A 16,311-nucleotide genomic window follows, 5' to 3' on the forward strand; every position below is an offset into this window, starting at 1 on the left:
CGATCTCGACGGGAAGCCTAAACTAAGGCAAGCCTAAGTCGGTACGAGGGTCCGGTCTATGAGCTCATAAGGCTACTTTATGGGGTGTCCCCAGTGGCACTTATGGCAGGGGCTGCTCCGCCCAGATCACCTTCCCCGCGGGCAGATAACGCGTCCCCCAGCGTTCCGCGAGCTGCGCGACGAGGAACAGACCCCGCCCGCCCTCGTCCGTCATGGTCGCGTACCGCAGGTGCGGTGAGGTGCTGCTGCTGTCGAACACCTCGCAGATCAGGTTGCGGTCGCGCAGCATCCTGACGCGTATGGGGCCGCCGCCGTACCGCAGCGCGTTGGTGACCAGCTCGCTCAGGATCAGCTCCGTGCTGAACGTCAGCTCGTCCAGGCCCCACTCGGCCAGCTGTCGGCTGACCGCCGCCCGCACCTCGCCCACGGCCGCCGGATCGGCCGGCACCGGCCACTCGGCGACATGGTCGGCCGCCAGCGCCCGGGTACGCGCGACGATCAGCGCGATGTCGTCGCTGGAGCGGGCCGTGAGCTGGGAGTCGAGCACGACCCGGCAGGTGTCCTCCGGGGACTGCCCGGCCCGGCCCAGCGCCTCGCGCAGCATCTCCAGGCCGACGTCGATGTCCCGCTCCCGGTCCTCGACCAGCCCGTCGGTGTAGAGGACGAGCCGGCTGCCCTCCGCGAGCTCCAGCTCCGCCGTCTCGAACGGCAGACCACCGAGCCCCAGCGGGGGACCGGCGGGCACGTCGGCGAACTCCACCGTGCCGTCCGGGTGGACCAGCGCCGGCGGGGGATGTCCGGCCCGCGCCACGGTGCAGCGCCGGGAGACCGGGTCGTAGACGGCGTACAGACACGTCGCGCCGGTGACCGGGGCGCTGCCCTCGTCCTCCGTCTCGTCCTGGTCGATACGGCCGACCAACTCGTCCAGCAGGGCGATCAGTTCCTCGGGCGGCAGGTCGAGGGCGGAGAAGTTGTGCACGGCGGTGCGCAGCCGCCCCATCGTGGCCGCGGCGTGCAGCCCGTGGCCGACGACGTCACCGACCACGAGCGCGACCCTGGCCCCCGACAGCGGCAGCACGTCGAACCAGTCACCACCGACCCCGGCCTGCGCGGGCAGATAGCGGTAGGCGATCTCCAGGGCGCCCTGCTCGGGCAGGTTGCGGGGGAGCAGGCTGCGCTGGAGCGTCACCGCCATGCTGTGCTCGCGGGTGTAGCGCCGCGCGTTGTCGATGGAGACGGCGGCCCGCGCGACCAGCTCCTCCGCCAAGGCCAGCTCGTCCGCGTCGAAGGGCTCCGGCTTCTCGCAGCGCCAGAAGCTGACCACGCCGAGCACCAGGGTGCCGGCCCGCAGCGGCACGGTGATCAGGGAGTGGATGCCGTACTCGACGATCTGCGCGGAGCGCTCGAGGTCCTGTGCCTGCCAGCCCCGCGCCTCGCTCAGCCGGGGCTCCAGGACGGGGCCGCCCGTGGCGAGGCTGCGGCCCTGCGGTGAGGAGTCGACGAACCTGATCCGCTCGCCGGTGGGGTAGAGCGGCGCGTCCTTGCGGATCCCGTTCACCGCCGTCCGGCTGAGTGCGGCCGCCGCGTTCGGCTGTCCGCCGCCCAGTACCGCGTCGAACAGGTCCACGGTGACGAAGTCGGCGAACCGGGGCACGGCCAGCTCGGTGAGCTCCTCGGCCGTCCGGGTCACGTCCAGGCTGGTCCCGATGCCCACACCGGCGTCGTACAGCATGTTGAGCCGTTCCCGCGCGGTCTCGGCCCGCCCGGACAGGGCCCGCAGCTCAGTGGAGTCGCGCAGGGTGGCGACGCTGCCCGGCGGGACACCCGCACGGTCCGTGGTCCGCTGGTTGACGGCGAGGAGCCGGTCCCCCACGAGGTGCACCTCGTCCGTGGCGACGCGTCCGGAGGCCAGCAGGTCGGCGGTGCCCGGGTCGAGACCCAGACTGAGGACGTGCCGGCCCTCGGCGTCGGCGGGCAGCCCGAGCAGACGGTGCGCCTCGTCGTTGGCGAGCAGCAGGGTGCCGCCGTCGTCGACGATGAGCACGCCCTCCCGGACGGCGTGCAGCACGGCGTCGTGATGTTCGTACATCCGGGTCATCTCGTGTGGCCCGAGCCCGTGGGTCTGGCGCAGCAGCCGCCGGCTCACCAGCGCGGCACCCGCCGTCGCCAGGGCGAGTGCCGCCGCGGCGGCCGCGAGGACGAGGGGCAGCTGACGGTCGGCCGTCCCGCCGACGTTCTTGGTCGTGATCCCCGCCGAGACCAGGCCCACGACCCGGCCGTCCGAGTCCTTCACCGGCACTACGGCCTGGACGAGCGGGCCGATGGTGCCGTCGATCTTCTCGGTGAACGACTCTCCGGCCAGCGCCGGCGCGATCGTCCCGACGAACTGCTTCCCGATGCGGTCCGGCTTGGGGTGGGTGTAGCGGATCCCGTCGGTGTTCATGACGACGATGAAGTCGACCTTGGACCGCTCACGCGCGGCCTCGGCCCGCGGCTGGAGCACGGCGGTGGGATCAGGCCCCTGCAGCGCCTCGGCGGTGCCCGGGGCGTTGGCGAAGGTCTCCGCGACGGCGAGCGAACGGTTGCGGGCTTCCTGCGTCGTGTCGTGCCGCACCTGCAGCACCAGCGCCACCACGGCCGCCACGACCAGCAGCAGCACGATCACCACGACCAGCAGGAACACCTGGCCGGCGACGCTGCGTCCGCCCAGCACCGACCGCAGCCCCGCCCCCGGTTGCCATCGCGACGGGCCCGCCTCCCGCTGCTGCCGTGCCGACGGCGCGGCGCCGGGCGGCAGTGGCGATCGAGTCCCGGATCGACCCAAGAGTCGGACCATGTGCCATGTCTACACTGCCCGGCTCCGGGAGGCGAGGGGCATCACCCATGGTGACAGGGGGTCCTCACCGTTTCGTCACGTCTCCTGGCGTGCGCGGGCTCCCTTGCCGTACGAAAACGTACGACAGTCTCAGGTCCCCAGCGAGCGGGCCAGCTCGGTCGTGGCCCGCGCGATCTCGCCGTCCTCGTCCGCCATCAGCCGGCCGAGGTCGCCGCGCCGGGCCCGCACCGCCTGGCGCGCCGCACGCTCCCACACCACCGGGTTCTCACGGTGGTTCAGCAGTTTCGGATAGACGGCGGCGGTGCTCTCCCACTGCCGGGCGTCGGCGATGTTCTTGAGCAACTGGATGATCTGGGCGCGGCAGGTCACCTGCGGCAGCTTCGCCAGCTCCCACAGGAACGGAACGGTGGCCGCGGTCGCCTGCTCCACGACGAAACCGAACTGGCAGATCCGTTTCCGCAAGTCGTCGAGAGCGGAGCGGGCGGTGTCGGCATCACCCACGGCGATGCCGTTGAGCAGGAGGGGAATGGCCGCCGCCGAGCCGGTGGAGTCCTGGATGTCGCCCCACGGCACGCGGTCCAGTGCCGTGAGCGGCGTGTTCCGGGCCACCCCGGCCGGGGCGTCGGGGCGCTGAGGGCGCTCGCTGCTCGGGGGTTCCGTCGAAGCGCTGCGCATGGCGAGGGGCCTTTCCGCGGCAGTCGTGTCAGAAGGGTGGACAGGGCGTGGCCGACCGGGTCGTCAACCTGGCCCAGACCGTCTTGCCCGCCGGGGGACTGGGGACCCAGCCCCACTCCTCGGACAGGGCGTCGACGATGCACAGGCCCCGGCCGTGCTCCTCCAGGGCCGTGCCGGTCGGCGCGTACACGGGCGGGTGGTCGTCCGTGTCGTAGACGGTGACCAGCAGGTGGCTGGGGTCCAGGAGGAATCCGAGTCGGATCTCCGGCACACCCGGCACGTCCGAGGTGCTCGGCGCCGCATGTGTCGCGGCGTTCGCGGCGAGCTCGGTGATGACGAGGGTCGCGTCGTCGCAGCGGTGGTCGAGGGACCAGCCGTGCAGGGTGTCGCGGGTGAAGGACCGGGCTCGCGCGAGCCCCTCCCGGCTGCACTCGACACGCAGAGCGGCCGAGGCGGAGAGCTCACCCGAGAACTGCGGCAGTGTCTTCGGCACCGAGGGTGGGGCCCCGTAGGCGGTGACCGTGTGCGGGCCGGCCGGGAAGGCGTGGCTCGCCCCGGATGTGCCTGCGTGTGCCGCAGCCCCACTCGGCGGCCGGAGCACGTGCTGCGCAGGTGATGACACGGCATCTCCCCGATGCGACGTCAGGACACGGCGTCCGCCCGGGGGTTGACGCCGCAGCTATTATCCACGCTGAAGGCGCCCGCGTGCAATTGCACGAGAAATTGCGTGAAAATCAAGCCGTTGTGGGTACGCAAGCCGGGACGAGTGCGGTCGAAGGGATGCGGCTGCTCTCGGCCGGACGGCCGGGCACACCGTGCGCGGCGGGGAACGAGAACAGCTAGGAGACTGCGGTGCCACCAGTGCAGAACGGAGTGCAGGCAAGCTCGTTGGGCGCCTGCTGGATCAAGAGCCGGCACAGCAACGCCGAGGGCAACTGCGTCGAAGTCGCCCCCCTCGTCGACGGCGGGATCGCGATGCGCAACTCCCGCGACCCCGACGGCCCCGCCCTCGTCTACACGTCGGCGGAAGTGGCGGCCTTCCTGGCCGGGGCGAAGGACGGCGAGTTCGACCACCTGCTGTGAGCAAGTGGTGCCGTCCCGCGTGCGAAGCGATGCCCGCGGCGTGAAGCGGAGTCCAACTCCCTACTTCTGCGGGGGTGCTGCGGGCGGATGCGTGGAGACCCGGTGAAGTGCGATAGTGTAAGTCGCCCTTGTGCCGGTCTGCTGGGAGTCAGGATGTCCGCCGCGTCGCATCGCATCTCCCGTCTGGAACCCTACCTGGACAGGCCCGAGCCGGCGCCGACTCTGCTGAAGATGCTGGTCGGTGTACAGCTCGCCGGCTTCCGCGAGGACGCCGGACTCGCCCAGGACCAGGCGGCGCGCGCTGTCGGGTTCAGTGCCGCGAAGTTGTCCCGCATCGAGTCGGGCAAGGGCCGCCGCCCGCCGACGGAGAACGACGTCCGTGCGCTGCTGGAGCTGTACGGCACCGACGCGTACGAGGCCTCGGTACTGCTCAAGCTGCTGCAGCGCGCCGGTGAGCCCGGTTGGTGGCAGCGCTACGACAAGCGGCTGATGCCCGAGTGGTTCGACCGGCTGGTCGGACTGCAGGAGGCCGCCGCCACCATTCGCACCTTCGAGATCCAGTACGTGCCCGGCCTGTTGCAGACACCCGCCTACACCAAGGCGGTGGTGGAGCGTGGCCTGCCGAACGCGCCGGCCGGTGAGGTGGAGCGGCGCGTCGAACTGCGCAGGCGCCGGGCCCGGTTGCTGTCGCGGACCGACGCGCCGCAGCTGTGGGCGATCATCGACGAGTCCGTGCTGCTGCGCGTCCTGGGCAGCACCGATGTGATGCGGGAACAGCTCGCGCACCTCGTCGAGATGGCCGAACGCTCCAATGTGACGCTGCAGATCGTCCCGCTGAGCGTCACCAACGCCTCGGCACCGGCGATCCCGATCACGTATCTGCGCTTCGGCGGCCTCGATCTGCCCGACGTGGTCTACCTGGAGCACATCAAGAGCGCGAACTTCCTCGAGGACCGCGACGAGACCGAGGAGTACCGGATCGCGCTGGACCGGCTCGCGGACGAGGCGCTCAAGCCCCGTGACTCGCTGGAGCTGCTCCGGCAGACGATGGAGCAGCGCTACCCGTGACGCGCGGGTGCCTCGCGCGGGGACGATGACCGTCCCGCGCGAGGCACCTCGGTCACTTCTCCAGCGGGATCCGCCCGACTCCGCCGAACTCGATCCACTCGTGGGTGAGCTGACGGGGCGCCACCTCGGTGTCCGGACGCCAGGTGGAGACCTCCACGAGCCCGGGCTCAAGGATCTCCAGGCCCTCGAAGTACGTCTCCACGTCCTTCGGTTCACGCACGCGGCCCCAGTTGCCCTGGGTCGCCTGGTCCATGAAGTCCGTGACGAACGCGCGGACCTCGGGGTCCTCGCTGACCAGCTGGCACATCACCATGAAGCTGCCGGGCGCGAGCCGTTCCCGGACGCGGCGGGCGACCGCGAGCGGCCCGTCGGTGTCGCTGTCCGGGATGCAGTGGAAGACCGAGTTGAACAGCACGCACACCGGCTCGTCGAAATCGATCAGCCGCTTGGTGTCGGCGTGGCCGAAGATCAGGTCGGTCTCGCGCATGTCCGCGTGGATGACCGTCGTGCGCTCGTCCTGCTCCAGCAGCGCACGTCCGTGGACCAGCACCATCGGGTCGTTGTCGACGTAGACCACGTGGGTCGTGGGGTCGATGCGCTGGGCGACCTGGTGCACATTCTCCTGCGTCGGCAGGCCGGATCCGTGGTCCAGGTACTGCCGGATGCCGTGCTCCTCGGAGAGGGTCTTCACGACCCGCTGGAGGAAGCGCCGGTTGTTCAGGGCCAGACGGCGCGTGCTGGGCACGACCTTGTCGAGCTCCTCGCACGCGGCGCGGTCGGCCGCGTAGTTGTCCTTGCCGCCCAGGTAGTGGTCGTACATGCGCGCTGCCGTCGGCACGGTCGCGTCGATCTCGGTGGACAACTGCTTCTCGGAGTGCATCGTTCCCCCTGCAAGGTGCCGCGCCAACGGACTGGCTGGACAGGAAGTACATCCTAGGGAGCGGGAGTTGGGCGGTGCCAGCCCACCGGCGAAGGTGCCCACGATCGAACGACGAGATGACCGCCGCCCGGGTCGCCCCATGCGCCTTATGTAACCATTCGCGTGCTTTGTGTCACCGGCGTCCGGGCGGGTACCCGGCGACGGCAGTGTCGTCCTCTGCGGGAGGTGGGACCGTGGACACCTCGGCTGACCGGATCGCGGACGTCTGGGGCTCGCGCACGCCGTACGAGCCCGGCACGTCCTGGCCGTCCCGGACCGACGCGCAGCTTGTGGAGGGGCTCGGCGAGCAGGACGTGGAGCGGTGGGTGCAGGCCGCCTCGCTGCTGCACTCCAACGGCGACGCGATGGACATCGCGGTGCGCGAGGGCCGCATCGTGGGCGTGCGGGGCCGGGCCTCGGACCGGGTCAACCGCGGGCGCCTGGGCCCCAAGGACCTCTACGGCTGGCAGGCGAACGCCTCGCCGGACCGGCTCACCGGGCCGCTGATCCGCGAGGACGGCCGGCTGGTGGAGTGCGACTGGGGCACGGCCATGGACCGGATCACCTCCAGGGCCCGGCAGCTGCTGGACGACAAGGGCCCCGGCTCGATCGGCTTCCACACCACCGGCCAGTTGTTCCTGGAGGAGTACTACACCCTGGCCGTCCTCGCCCGCGCCGGCATCGGCACCAACCACCTGGACGGCAACACCCGGCTGTGCACGGCGACGGCCGCCGAGGCGCTGAAGTTGACGTTCGGCTGCGACGGGCAGCCCGGCTCCTACGAGGACATCGACCACGCCGACACCGTCGCCCTGTTCGGGCACAACATGGCGGAGACGCAGACGGTGCTGTGGATGCGCCTGCTGGACCGCCTGGAGGGCGGCGACCCGCCCCGCCTGGTGTGCGTGGACCCGCGCTGCACCCAGGTCGCCCGGCGGGCCGCTGTCCACCTCGCGCCGCGCGCGGGGACCAACGTCGCGCTGCTCAACGCCCTGCTGCACGAGATCATCCGCACCGGCCGCATCGACCGGTCCTACGTGGACGCGCACACCGTCGGCTTCGACGAACTCGCGGCCGTGGTCGAGGAGTGCACGCCCAGGTGGGCGGCCGGAATCTGCGACGTGCCGGCCGCGCAGATCGAACGGGCGGCGGAGATCCTGGGCAGCGCCGAGCGGCTGCTGTCCACGGTCCTCCAGGGTGTCTACCAGTCCCACCAGGCCACCGCGGCCGCCGTCCAGGTCAACAACCTGCACCTGATCCGCGGCATGCTGGGCAGGCCCGGCTGCGGACTGCTCCAGATGAACGGCCAGCCCAGTGCCGAGAACACCCGCGAGTGCGGCGCCGACGGCGACCTGCCGGGCTTCCGCAACTGGCAGAACGACCAGCACGTGGCCGACCTGGCCGCCGTGTGGAACGTGACGCCGGAGACCATCCCGCACTACGCCCCGCCCACCCACGCGATGCAGATCTTCCGGTACGCCGAGCAGGGCTCGATCCGGCTGCTGTGGATCACCGGCACCAACCCGGCCGTGTCCCTGCCCGAGCTGTCCCGCATCCGGTCGATCCTTGCCCAGGAACGCCTGTTCGTGATCGTCCAGGACCTGTTCCTCACCGAAACCGCGCAGCTCGCCGACGTGGTGCTGCCCGCCGCGACCTGGGGGGAGAAGACGGGCACGCTCACCAACGCCGACCGCACCGTGCACCTGTCGGAGAAGGCCGTCGAACCGCCCGGCGAGGCCCGCCCCGACCTGGACATCTTCCTCGACTTCGCCGCCCGTATGGACTTCCGCGACAAGGACGACGGCCCGCTGATCACCTGGCACGACCCCGAGTCGGCGTTCGCGGCCTGGCAGCGGTGCAGCGCCGGACGCCCCTGTGACTACACGGGCCTGAGCTACGACCGGTTGCGCGGCGGCAGCGGCATCCAGTGGCCCTGCACCGACGAGAACCCCGGCGGCACCGCGCGCCTCTACACCGACGGCGTCGGCTTCGCCCACCCCGACACCTGCGAGAGCTACGGCAAGGACATGGTCACCGGGGCGAGTGTGGAACCCGTCGAGTACCGGGCCCTCAATCCGGACGGCAAGGCGGTCGTCAAGGCCGCGGAGTACCTGCCGCCCCACGAGGACACCTCCGTCGACTATCCCCTCCAGCTGATCACCGGACGCACGGTGTACCACTTCCACACCCGTACGAAGACGGCCCGCGCACCCGAGCTGAACGCCGCCGCGCCGGACGTCTGGGCGGAGATCTCGCCCGCCGAGGCCTCGGCCCAGGGACTCGCCGACGGAGACCTGGTGCAGGTCACGACCGCGCGCGGGGCGGTCCGGGCCCGGCTGCGCACCACCGCGATCCGTGACGGCATGGTGTTCCTGCCCTTCCACTACGGCTACTGGGACACCCCTGCGGGCCACCGCCCGCCCGACGAAGGCCCGGGCCGCGCCGCCAACGAGACCACCGTCACCGACTGGGACCCGGTCTCCAAACAGCCCTTGTTCAAGACCGGCGCGGCCCGCGTCACCCTCGTCGCCCGCCGCGCGGAGGACACCGGAGCACGGACCGAGACGGCAGGGAGCAGCTCATGACCGGCATCGGCATCATCCTGCGACTCCTCCACGACGGCGAACGCGACCTGGAGCAGGACCTGCTGACCGCCGCGGCCCGGCATCGCACCGACCACGAGTTCCACCATGTCGCCCTGGACGTCGCCCGCTGGTCCCGCGAACACGCCGCCCGTCTCGCCGACGCGGGGCGCGACCACGGCCTCGACCTGTCCGGCCCGCGCGGCAACCCGTCGCCCGGGGCGCTCGCCGCGCTCCGGGAGAAGGCCGCGGAGGCCCTCGGCCGGCGTCCCGAGACCGGACTGCTCCTGCTGAACGATCTGCGGGAGCTGCACCTGGCGGCGGCACGGAACTCACTCCACTGGGAGATGCTCGCCCAGGTGGCACAGGCCACTCGGGACGAGCGGCTCCTGGCCCTGGTCACCGCCTGCCACCCGCAGACGCTCCGGCAGCTCCGCTGGACCGACACCATGATCAAGATCCTGGCGCCACAGCTTCTGACCAGCGTCTGAACCGGTGCCAGTGGGCCCTACCGTTAATCTGGAAATACCAGAATTGATCGGAAGTGGAGGGCGCGTCCGCAACCGCTATTCTCACGGCCCCGGCCGCTTTCCCAGGAGAAACTCATGGGCGACTATTACGATCTCGGCACGCACAGCCGTGCCGTCACCACGTCCTCCGCCGATGCTCAACTCTGGTTCGACCGCGGCCTGGTGTGGACGTACGCCTTCCATCACGAGGAGGCCGTCGCCTGCTTCGAAAAGGCGGTCGAGGCCGATCCGGAGTGCGCGATGGCGTACTGGGGAATCGCCTACGCGCTCGGCCCGAACTACAACAAGCCCTGGGAATTCTTCGACGGCGAGGAACTGGTGCGAACCGTCGAGCGCACGCACGCCGCCGTGGAACGAGCCCATGAGAAGGCCACCCGCGCCACCCCGGTCGAGCGGGCCCTCATCGGCGCACTGCGGGCCCGCTACCCCCAGTCGGAGGCCGTCGAGGACTGCTCGGTGTGGAACGAGCCCTACGCGGACGCGATGCGCGTCGTGTACGAACTGGCGCCCGGCGACCCGGACATCGCCACCCTCCACGCCGACGCCCAGATGAACCTCACCCCGTGGCAGCTGTGGGATCTCAAGACGGGGCAGCCCGCCGAGGGCGCCCGGACCACCGAGGCCAGAGACGTGCTGGAAGGCGCCCTCGCCACCGATGCCGGCGTGCGGCACCCCGGCGTCCTGCACCTGTACATCCACCTCATGGAGATGTCCCCGACACCGGAGCAGGCCCTCACCGTCGCCGACCGCCTGCGCGGCCTCGTGCCCGACGCCGGGCACCTGCTCCACATGCCCTCACACCTGGACGTCCTGTGCGGCGACTACCGCCAGGTCGTCGCGGCCAACAGCGCCGCGATCGCCGCCGACGAGAAGTACCACCGGCGGACCGGGGCCATGAACTTCTACACCCTCTACCGGGCGCACAACCATCACTTCAAGATCTACGGCGCCATGTTCCTCGGCCAGGCGCAGGTCGCCCTCGACACCGCCGCCCAACTGGAAGCCGCCATCCCCGAAGACCTGCTCCGCGTCCAGAGCCCCCCGATGGCCGACTGGCTCGAGGCCTTCCTGGCCATGCGCGTCCACGTCCTGATCCGCTTCGGCCGCTGGACCGAGATCCTCGAACTGCCCGCCCCCACCGACCCTGAGCTCTACGCGGTGACCGTCGCCATGCGGCACTACGCCCGGGGCGTCGCGCTCTCCGCCACCGGCGAGGTCGACCGGGCGGAGGCCGAACGCGAGCTCTTCCGGGCGGCGGTGAGCCGGGTGCCGGAGACGCGGATGCTGTTCAACAACACCTGCCACGACATCCTCGCGATCGCCGCAGCCATGCTGGACGGCGAACTCGAATACCGCAGGGGCAACCACGACCTCGCCTTCGCCGCCCTGGAGCGCTCCATCGAGCTGGACGACAACCTCCCCTACGACGAGCCCTGGGGCTGGATGCAGCCCACCCGCCACGCCTACGGCGCACTGCTGCTGGAGCAGGGCCGCGTAGCGGAGGCCGAGGCCGTCTACCGCGCCGACCTCGGCCTCGACGACACCCTGCCCCGGCCCCTCCAGCACCCGGGCAACGTCTGGGCGCTGCACGGCTTCCACGAGTGCCTGCTCCGCACCGGCAAAACCGGCGAGGCGGCCCTGGTGGCCCACCAGCTCAAGATGGCGAGCGCACTGGCCGACGTACCGGTGCAGTCGTCCTGCTTCTGCCGTCTGGATGTCGCGGAGCCCGCCGGCGGGTGCTGCCACTGACCCCCGCGGTCAGAGCCGGTTCAGGCGCGCGAGCTCCAGCGCCCGGGTCATGGCAGGCCGGTCCCGCTGCCGCCAGTCCGGGTCGCCGGTGAGGGACATCAGGAGTTCCGGGGTCAGCCGGTAGCCCTCGGCGTGCGCCAGCAGGGCCTCCGCGTCGCGGGCCGACGTGGCGCCGTGGTCCTCGTCGGCGATCGTGCGCAGCACATCGTCGCGATCGGTGAAGCGGCTCATACCGCAGTCGAGGCCGTCGTCGTTCAGGGTGCCGGGGTACGGGGCGCGGGCCCCGGCCCCGTTCTCGTACCAGTAGACACAGCCCAGTTCATTGCCGCTCAGGTAGTCCCCCAGCTCATCGTGGGGGAGCCAGGGGGGAGCGCCGGCGAGCATGTCGACCGGCGGCTCGTGCCATTTGACGTCGCTCGACTCGTCCTCGCCGAAGAGCACGTACAGCCCCTCGCCCCGCGGTGCGAGGCCCCACCACGTGCAGCCGGAGTCGTCCAGATGGAGCCCCTCGCCGTCCACCCAGGTCCCCGTGCGATGGCGACCTTCCCGCTCGCCCTTGGTGGTGGCCTCCAGTACGGCGATGAGCGCCCAGCGCGCCCACAGCGCCTCGGCCGACGGCAGGTCCCCGGGCAGCCCCGGCCGGTTGATGGTCATGCCCCGTCCTCCGCGCCCGTCACGCCGATCATGGTCGGAGCCAGGCTCTCACGGCCCGGCCGGGCGCCGTGACAGTCTCCCCACACAGCACGTTTGAACTGCCGCTTTACGGTCACTCGTGCCGTGACACCGTAGTCGGACACGACTTGGAGTGAGCGAACCGTGGCTGGAGATCAGAAGGGCAAGGCCAAGGCCGAGCAGGCCAAGGGCAAGGCCAAGGAGACGATCGGCCGTGCGGTGGGCAACGAGCGCCTGACGGCCGAGGGCAAGGCGCAGCAGTCGAAGGGCGACGCCCGGCAGGCCAAGGAGAAGACCAAGGACGTCTTCAAGCACTGAGGTGACGTGGCGGTGCCGCGTACCCATGGCGACGCGGCACCGCCACCTCGGCAGTGAGCCGGTCGAAGCCGGTCTCACGGTGATCGCCCATAACGAAGACATGCCGGACGGCGGAGCGGGCACCACGCCCGCTCCGCCGTCCGGCATGTGTACCGCCCCGCAGGGCGGCGCCCCGTTTGACCATGCACGTGGGCACGGCGGAACCGCCGGCTCAGCAGGGTCGCGCTCCCGCCCGGCAACCGGTCGATGTCCTCGTGCGTCCCGGCGAGCCGTGCCGCCTCCTCGCAGAGCCCCGGGCGAGTAGAGGGACGACAGCGCGCCGATGCCGATGCCGGGCGGGAGCGGCGTCCGGGACGCGGCCACGCGCGCCGCCGGCGCGACACCCCACCGCGCCTCCTCGCCCCCGACCCCACCACCGACGTCGACGGCCCGGCACCCGGACCGCCCCGCATCCGGCCGGCCCTCGCGCCCGAGCTGCGCGTCACCTCGGGCCACGACCGCATGGGCCGCTCCCGGAGCCGGTTCGCCGTCCAGCGGCCCGTCGCTCGCGTGTGCGGCAGAGAACGGCTCCCAACTCGCCCCGCCTCTTGACGTGTTGATTGCCGTCCTAAAACATTCGGGAAGCTCGATTGGTTCTGCGCGGTTCTGTTCGCTCCCGAAGGGAATTCATGTCCAGCAGACATCGCCTCACCCGGGCGGCACTGGCGATCACCGTCCCCCTGGCGCTCGGCGTGGGCCTCGTGACCCTGCCTCCCGCCGCCGCTGCCGCCGACCCGCCCGCGAGTGCGGTCACGGTACGGATCGATCCGTCCTACCGGCAGCAGGAGTTCGAAGGGTGGGGGACGAGCCTCGTCTGGTTCGCCAACATCACCGGCCGCTACCCCGAACCCATCCGGCAGAAGCTCGCCGACATGCTGTTCGGCGAGGACGGGCTCCGCCTCAACATCACGCGCTACAACATCGGCGGCGGCAACGCCCCGGACGTCCGCAAGGACTACATGAAGACCGGCGCGACGATGGACGGCTTCTGGAAGGCCCCCGAGGGCACCACCAGGGAGGACACCGACTGGTGGAACCCGGACGACGCCGGGCACTGGGACTGGTCCGCCGACGCGGGCCAGCGCTGGTGGGTGGACCGCGTCAAGAGCAAGGTGACCCGCTGGGAGGCGTTCAGCAACTCGCCGCCCTGGTTCCAGACCGTCAGCGGCTACGTCTCCGGCGGCTTCGACGCCAACACCGACCAGATACGGGCGGACCGCGTCGACGACTTCGCCACCTACCTGGTCAAGGTCACCGACCAGTTGGAGAAGAAGCACCGCATCGAGTTCGACACCATCGCCCCGCTCAACGAGCCCAACACCAACTACTGGGGCACCCAGATCGGCCCCGACGGACAGCCCACCGGCGGCCGCCAGGAGGGCGCGCACGCCGGCCCGGAACTCCAGCAGAAGGTCGTCCTGGCCCTGCACCGCGCACTGCAGAAGGCACGAACCCGCGCGACGATCTCCGCGATGGACGAGACCAACCCCAGCACCTTCGTCCGCAACTGGAACGCCTACGACAGCTCCGCCCGGGCCGCCGTCGACCAGCTCAACGTGCACACCTACGGCACCGGCATGCGCACCAGCGCCCGCGACAGCGCCAAGGCCGCCGACCGGCCGTTCTGGATGAGCGAGGTCGAGGGCACCTGGGGGACCGGCACCGACTTCACCGGCATGGAACCGGGACTCGGCATCGCCACCCGGGTCGTCGAGGACATCCGCGAACTGGAGCCGTCCGCCTGGGTGTTGTGGCAGCCGGTCGAGGACTCCATCCCCCAGGCGCAGGCCGGCAAGAACTGGGGCAGCATCCACATCCCGTTCAACTGCACGGCACAGGACACTCTGCAGACCTGCCCGATCAAGGCCAACACCAAGTTCCACACCCTGCGCAACTTCACCCACCACATCCGCCCCGGCGACCACTTCGTCAAGGCTGACGACCCCTCCAGCGTCGCCGCCGTACGCAAGTCCGGCCGCGGAGCGACGGTGGTGCACGTCAACAACGGCACGACCCCGCGCGCGGTGACCCTGGACCTCTCGAAGTTCCGGCGGGTCGCCCCCGGCGCCACCGTGACCCCCGTGGTGACCAGCGCCGACGGCGCGCTCGTCCGCGGCACACCCGTCAAGGTGAAGAACGACTCGGCCACCGTGACCGTCCCGCCGAAGTCGGTCACCACCCTCCGCGTCGACGGCGTGTCCGGCATCGCCGAGGACGCCGCGCTCGTCCAGCCCGGCCACGTCTACCGCCTCCAGGGCGCCCAGAGCGGCAAGTCCCTGGCACCGTCCGCCGACGGCAACGGCGTCGTCGTCCGTACGGCCGACCCGGCCGCCGAGTCCCAGCTGTGGAGGGTGAAGCAGCTGACCCGCGGCAAGGGCAACCGTGACCGCTACGCCCTCGTCAACGCCGCGAACGGCAGGCGCCTCGCCGTACGCGACGACGAGGCCGTACTCGAAGAGGGCGACGCACCGGCCGCGCAGTGGATCATGTCCACCACCGGAGACCGCACCTGGACCTTCGTCAACGCCGCAACGGGCCGCCTCCTGGACGTCGTCGGCCAGTCGACCGCCGACGGCGCCCGTGTCTCGGCCCACCTCCCGACCTCCGCCGCGAACCAGCGCTGGGACGTGACCGACGAGACGGTGCTCAGTACGCAGCCGGCCAAGGCGTTCACCGTGCCCGGGCACGCCCCCGAACTGCCGGGGACGGTGACGCCCGTGTTCTGCGACGGCGCCCGGGGCGCGCTTCCGGTCGAGTGGACGCTGCCCTCCGACTCCCGCTGGCGTACACCTGGAACGGTACGCGTGAAGGGCCGGGCCACCGACGCGCTCGGCCGGAGGGTCCCGGCCGAGGCGGTCGTCACCGTGGACACCATCGCCACGACCCTCCCGGCCCGCGCCAAGACCTACACCGGTGGACGGCCCGACCTGCCCGCCACGGTCACCGGCCGAGGACGGCACGGCGGAACCGCCGACCTCCCGGTCACCTGGGACCCCGCACCCGACGGCGCGTTCGACGACACCGGCGTGGTGACGGTGCGCGGCACCGCGCGAGTCCCCGGCGGAGACTCCGTCGCGGCGACCGTACGCGTCCAGGTCACCGCACCGCGGGAGACGAACTCCGCGCGCGACGAGGGCGTGACGGTCGGCGCGACCTTCACCGAGAGCGGCTACTCCGCCGAGGGCCTGCGCAACGGCACCACGTCCGAGAAGGCCTGGTCGAACTGGAAGTCCGGCACGAAGAACCCGTCCGACACCATCACGCTCACCCTGCCGGAAGCGCGCGATCTGACCCGGGTCGTCACCCACTTCCACCGCGACGGCGGCAACGTCAGCTTCGCGGAATCCCTGAAGGTGCAGGTGCGAGGTTCCGACGGCACCTGGTCCGACGCGAGCGACCAGGTCGCCGTCGGCACCGAGGGGACGCCCGTGGCCGACGTTCTGGTGCGGGCGACCGGACCGGCGACGGGCGTGCGCGTGGTGATGACGGCCCGCCCGGGCGGCTACATCACCCTCGGGGAGATCGAGGTCTACGCGAAGGCGCCGGGCGCTTCCGCGGACGCGGCCGCCGCGTCGATCGAGCTGGACGGTGAGCCCCTGGCCGGCTTCGACCCGGACCGGACGAGCTACCGGGTGGCGGCCGACCGTCCGGACCGGGCCCGGATCACCGCCACACCGCGTGACCCCTACGCGAAGGTGACGGTCCGGGAGGACGCGGCCGGGGGCAAGAGGGCCCGCATCGTCTCCGTGAGCAGCGAGGACGGCTCACAGGAACGGGAGTACAGGATCGAGCTGACCCGCCGCTGAAACGCGGAAGCGCGGGGCCCGCACGCCCCGCGCT

The 16,311-nt window shown here is 71.3% G+C and carries 12 protein-coding genes; 7 read left to right on the forward strand and 5 right to left on the reverse strand.

Annotated elements, in window-relative coordinates:
- Positions 1-100 precede the first annotated feature (100 nt).
- The 3 genes from AB0G20_RS20375 to AB0G20_RS20385 all read right to left on the reverse strand — a co-directional run bounded on the left by AB0G20_RS20375 (position 101) and on the right by AB0G20_RS20385 (position 4,004).
- Entirely contained in the window at positions 101-2,836 is a 2,736-nt protein-coding gene (locus tag AB0G20_RS20375) for a SpoIIE family protein phosphatase (RefSeq protein WP_361304282.1), read from the reverse strand.
- 129 nt (positions 2,837-2,965) lie between these two features.
- Positions 2,966-3,511 carry a hypothetical protein gene (locus AB0G20_RS20380; protein WP_361304285.1) on the reverse strand — a complete coding sequence of 182 codons (546 nt, stop codon included), beginning with the start codon at positions 3,509-3,511 and terminating at the stop codon, positions 2,966-2,968.
- Between the two features lie 28 nt (positions 3,512-3,539).
- Positions 3,540-4,004, reverse strand: coding sequence for an ATP-binding protein (locus tag AB0G20_RS20385; RefSeq protein WP_361304288.1), 465 nt, complete (start codon positions 4,002-4,004; stop codon positions 3,540-3,542).
- 359 nt (positions 4,005-4,363) lie between these two features.
- Here AB0G20_RS20385 and AB0G20_RS20390 point away from each other — a divergent pair, with 359 nt between their 5' ends.
- Together AB0G20_RS20390 and AB0G20_RS20395 are read left to right on the forward strand one after the other, a co-directional pair.
- Positions 4,364-4,594: a DUF397 domain-containing protein gene (locus AB0G20_RS20390; protein ID WP_361304291.1), complete on the forward strand. Its 231-nt coding sequence runs from the start codon at positions 4,364-4,366 to the stop codon at positions 4,592-4,594.
- 153 nt (positions 4,595-4,747) lie between these two features.
- The gene (locus tag AB0G20_RS20395) at positions 4,748-5,662 is read left to right on the forward strand and encodes a helix-turn-helix transcriptional regulator (protein ID WP_361304294.1); all 915 of its coding nucleotides are present in this window, start codon (positions 4,748-4,750) and stop codon (positions 5,660-5,662) included.
- 52 nt (positions 5,663-5,714) lie between these two features.
- Here AB0G20_RS20395 and AB0G20_RS20400 read toward each other — a convergent pair whose 3' ends face one another.
- Positions 5,715-6,542, reverse strand: coding sequence for an SAM-dependent methyltransferase (locus AB0G20_RS20400; RefSeq protein WP_361304297.1), 828 nt, complete (start codon positions 6,540-6,542; stop codon positions 5,715-5,717).
- 233 nt (positions 6,543-6,775) lie between these two features.
- Here AB0G20_RS20400 and AB0G20_RS20405 point away from each other — a divergent pair, with 233 nt between their 5' ends.
- From AB0G20_RS20405 to AB0G20_RS20415, 3 genes are all read left to right on the forward strand, one after another.
- Positions 6,776-9,166, forward strand: a complete 2,391-nt coding sequence (locus AB0G20_RS20405; protein WP_361304300.1) for a nitrate reductase — start codon at positions 6,776-6,778, stop codon at positions 9,164-9,166.
- The gene (locus AB0G20_RS20410) at positions 9,163-9,654 is read left to right on the forward strand and encodes a hypothetical protein (protein ID WP_361304303.1); all 492 of its coding nucleotides are present in this window, start codon (positions 9,163-9,165) and stop codon (positions 9,652-9,654) included. Before AB0G20_RS20405 ends, AB0G20_RS20410 begins: the two co-directional genes overlap by 4 nt.
- Before the next feature lie 114 nt (positions 9,655-9,768).
- On the forward strand, positions 9,769-11,442 hold the full coding sequence (locus AB0G20_RS20415) for a hypothetical protein (RefSeq protein WP_361304306.1): 1,674 nt from the start codon (positions 9,769-9,771) through the stop codon (positions 11,440-11,442).
- A gap of 9 nt (positions 11,443-11,451) precedes the next feature.
- Here the strand turns inward: AB0G20_RS20415 and AB0G20_RS20420 are convergent, their stop codons facing one another.
- Complete coding sequence (locus AB0G20_RS20420; protein WP_361304309.1) at positions 11,452-12,096, reverse strand: hypothetical protein; 645 nt, start codon at positions 12,094-12,096, stop codon at positions 11,452-11,454.
- Between the two features lie 162 nt (positions 12,097-12,258).
- On the opposite strand from AB0G20_RS20420, the gene AB0G20_RS20425 reads away from it, so the two are divergent.
- Entirely contained in the window at positions 12,259-12,432 is a 174-nt protein-coding gene (locus AB0G20_RS20425; RefSeq protein ID WP_361304312.1) for a CsbD family protein, read from the forward strand.
- A gap of 668 nt (positions 12,433-13,100) precedes the next feature.
- Positions 13,101-16,277 (forward strand): glycoside hydrolase, encoded by a 3,177-nt coding sequence (locus AB0G20_RS20430; RefSeq protein ID WP_361304315.1) that lies wholly within the window; start codon positions 13,101-13,103, stop codon positions 16,275-16,277.
- Positions 16,278-16,311: the final 34 nt, after the last annotated feature.

The organism is Streptomyces sp. NPDC024017, assembly GCF_040638895.1.
Classification (GTDB): Bacteria; Actinomycetota; Actinomycetes; order Streptomycetales; family Streptomycetaceae; genus Streptomyces.

Excerpts from the sequence above, each read along its gene's own strand:
- AB0G20_RS20375 (WP_361304282.1), bottom strand. The coding sequence starts at position 2,836 with ATGGTCCGACTCTTGGGTCGATCCGGGACTCGATCGCCACTGCCGCCC.
- AB0G20_RS20380 (WP_361304285.1), bottom strand. The coding sequence starts at position 3,511 with ATGCGCAGCGCTTCGACGGAACCCCCGAGCAGCGAGCGCCCTCAGCGC.
- AB0G20_RS20395 (WP_361304294.1), top strand. The coding sequence starts at position 4,748 with ATGTCCGCCGCGTCGCATCGCATCTCCCGTCTGGAACCCTACCTGGAC.
- AB0G20_RS20400 (WP_361304297.1), bottom strand. The coding sequence starts at position 6,542 with ATGCACTCCGAGAAGCAGTTGTCCACCGAGATCGACGCGACCGTGCCG.
- AB0G20_RS20410 (WP_361304303.1), top strand. The coding sequence starts at position 9,163 with ATGACCGGCATCGGCATCATCCTGCGACTCCTCCACGACGGCGAACGC.
- AB0G20_RS20415 (WP_361304306.1), top strand. The coding sequence starts at position 9,769 with ATGGGCGACTATTACGATCTCGGCACGCACAGCCGTGCCGTCACCACG.
- AB0G20_RS20420 (WP_361304309.1), bottom strand. The coding sequence starts at position 12,096 with ATGACCATCAACCGGCCGGGGCTGCCCGGGGACCTGCCGTCGGCCGAG.
- AB0G20_RS20430 (WP_361304315.1), top strand. The coding sequence starts at position 13,101 with ATGTCCAGCAGACATCGCCTCACCCGGGCGGCACTGGCGATCACCGTC.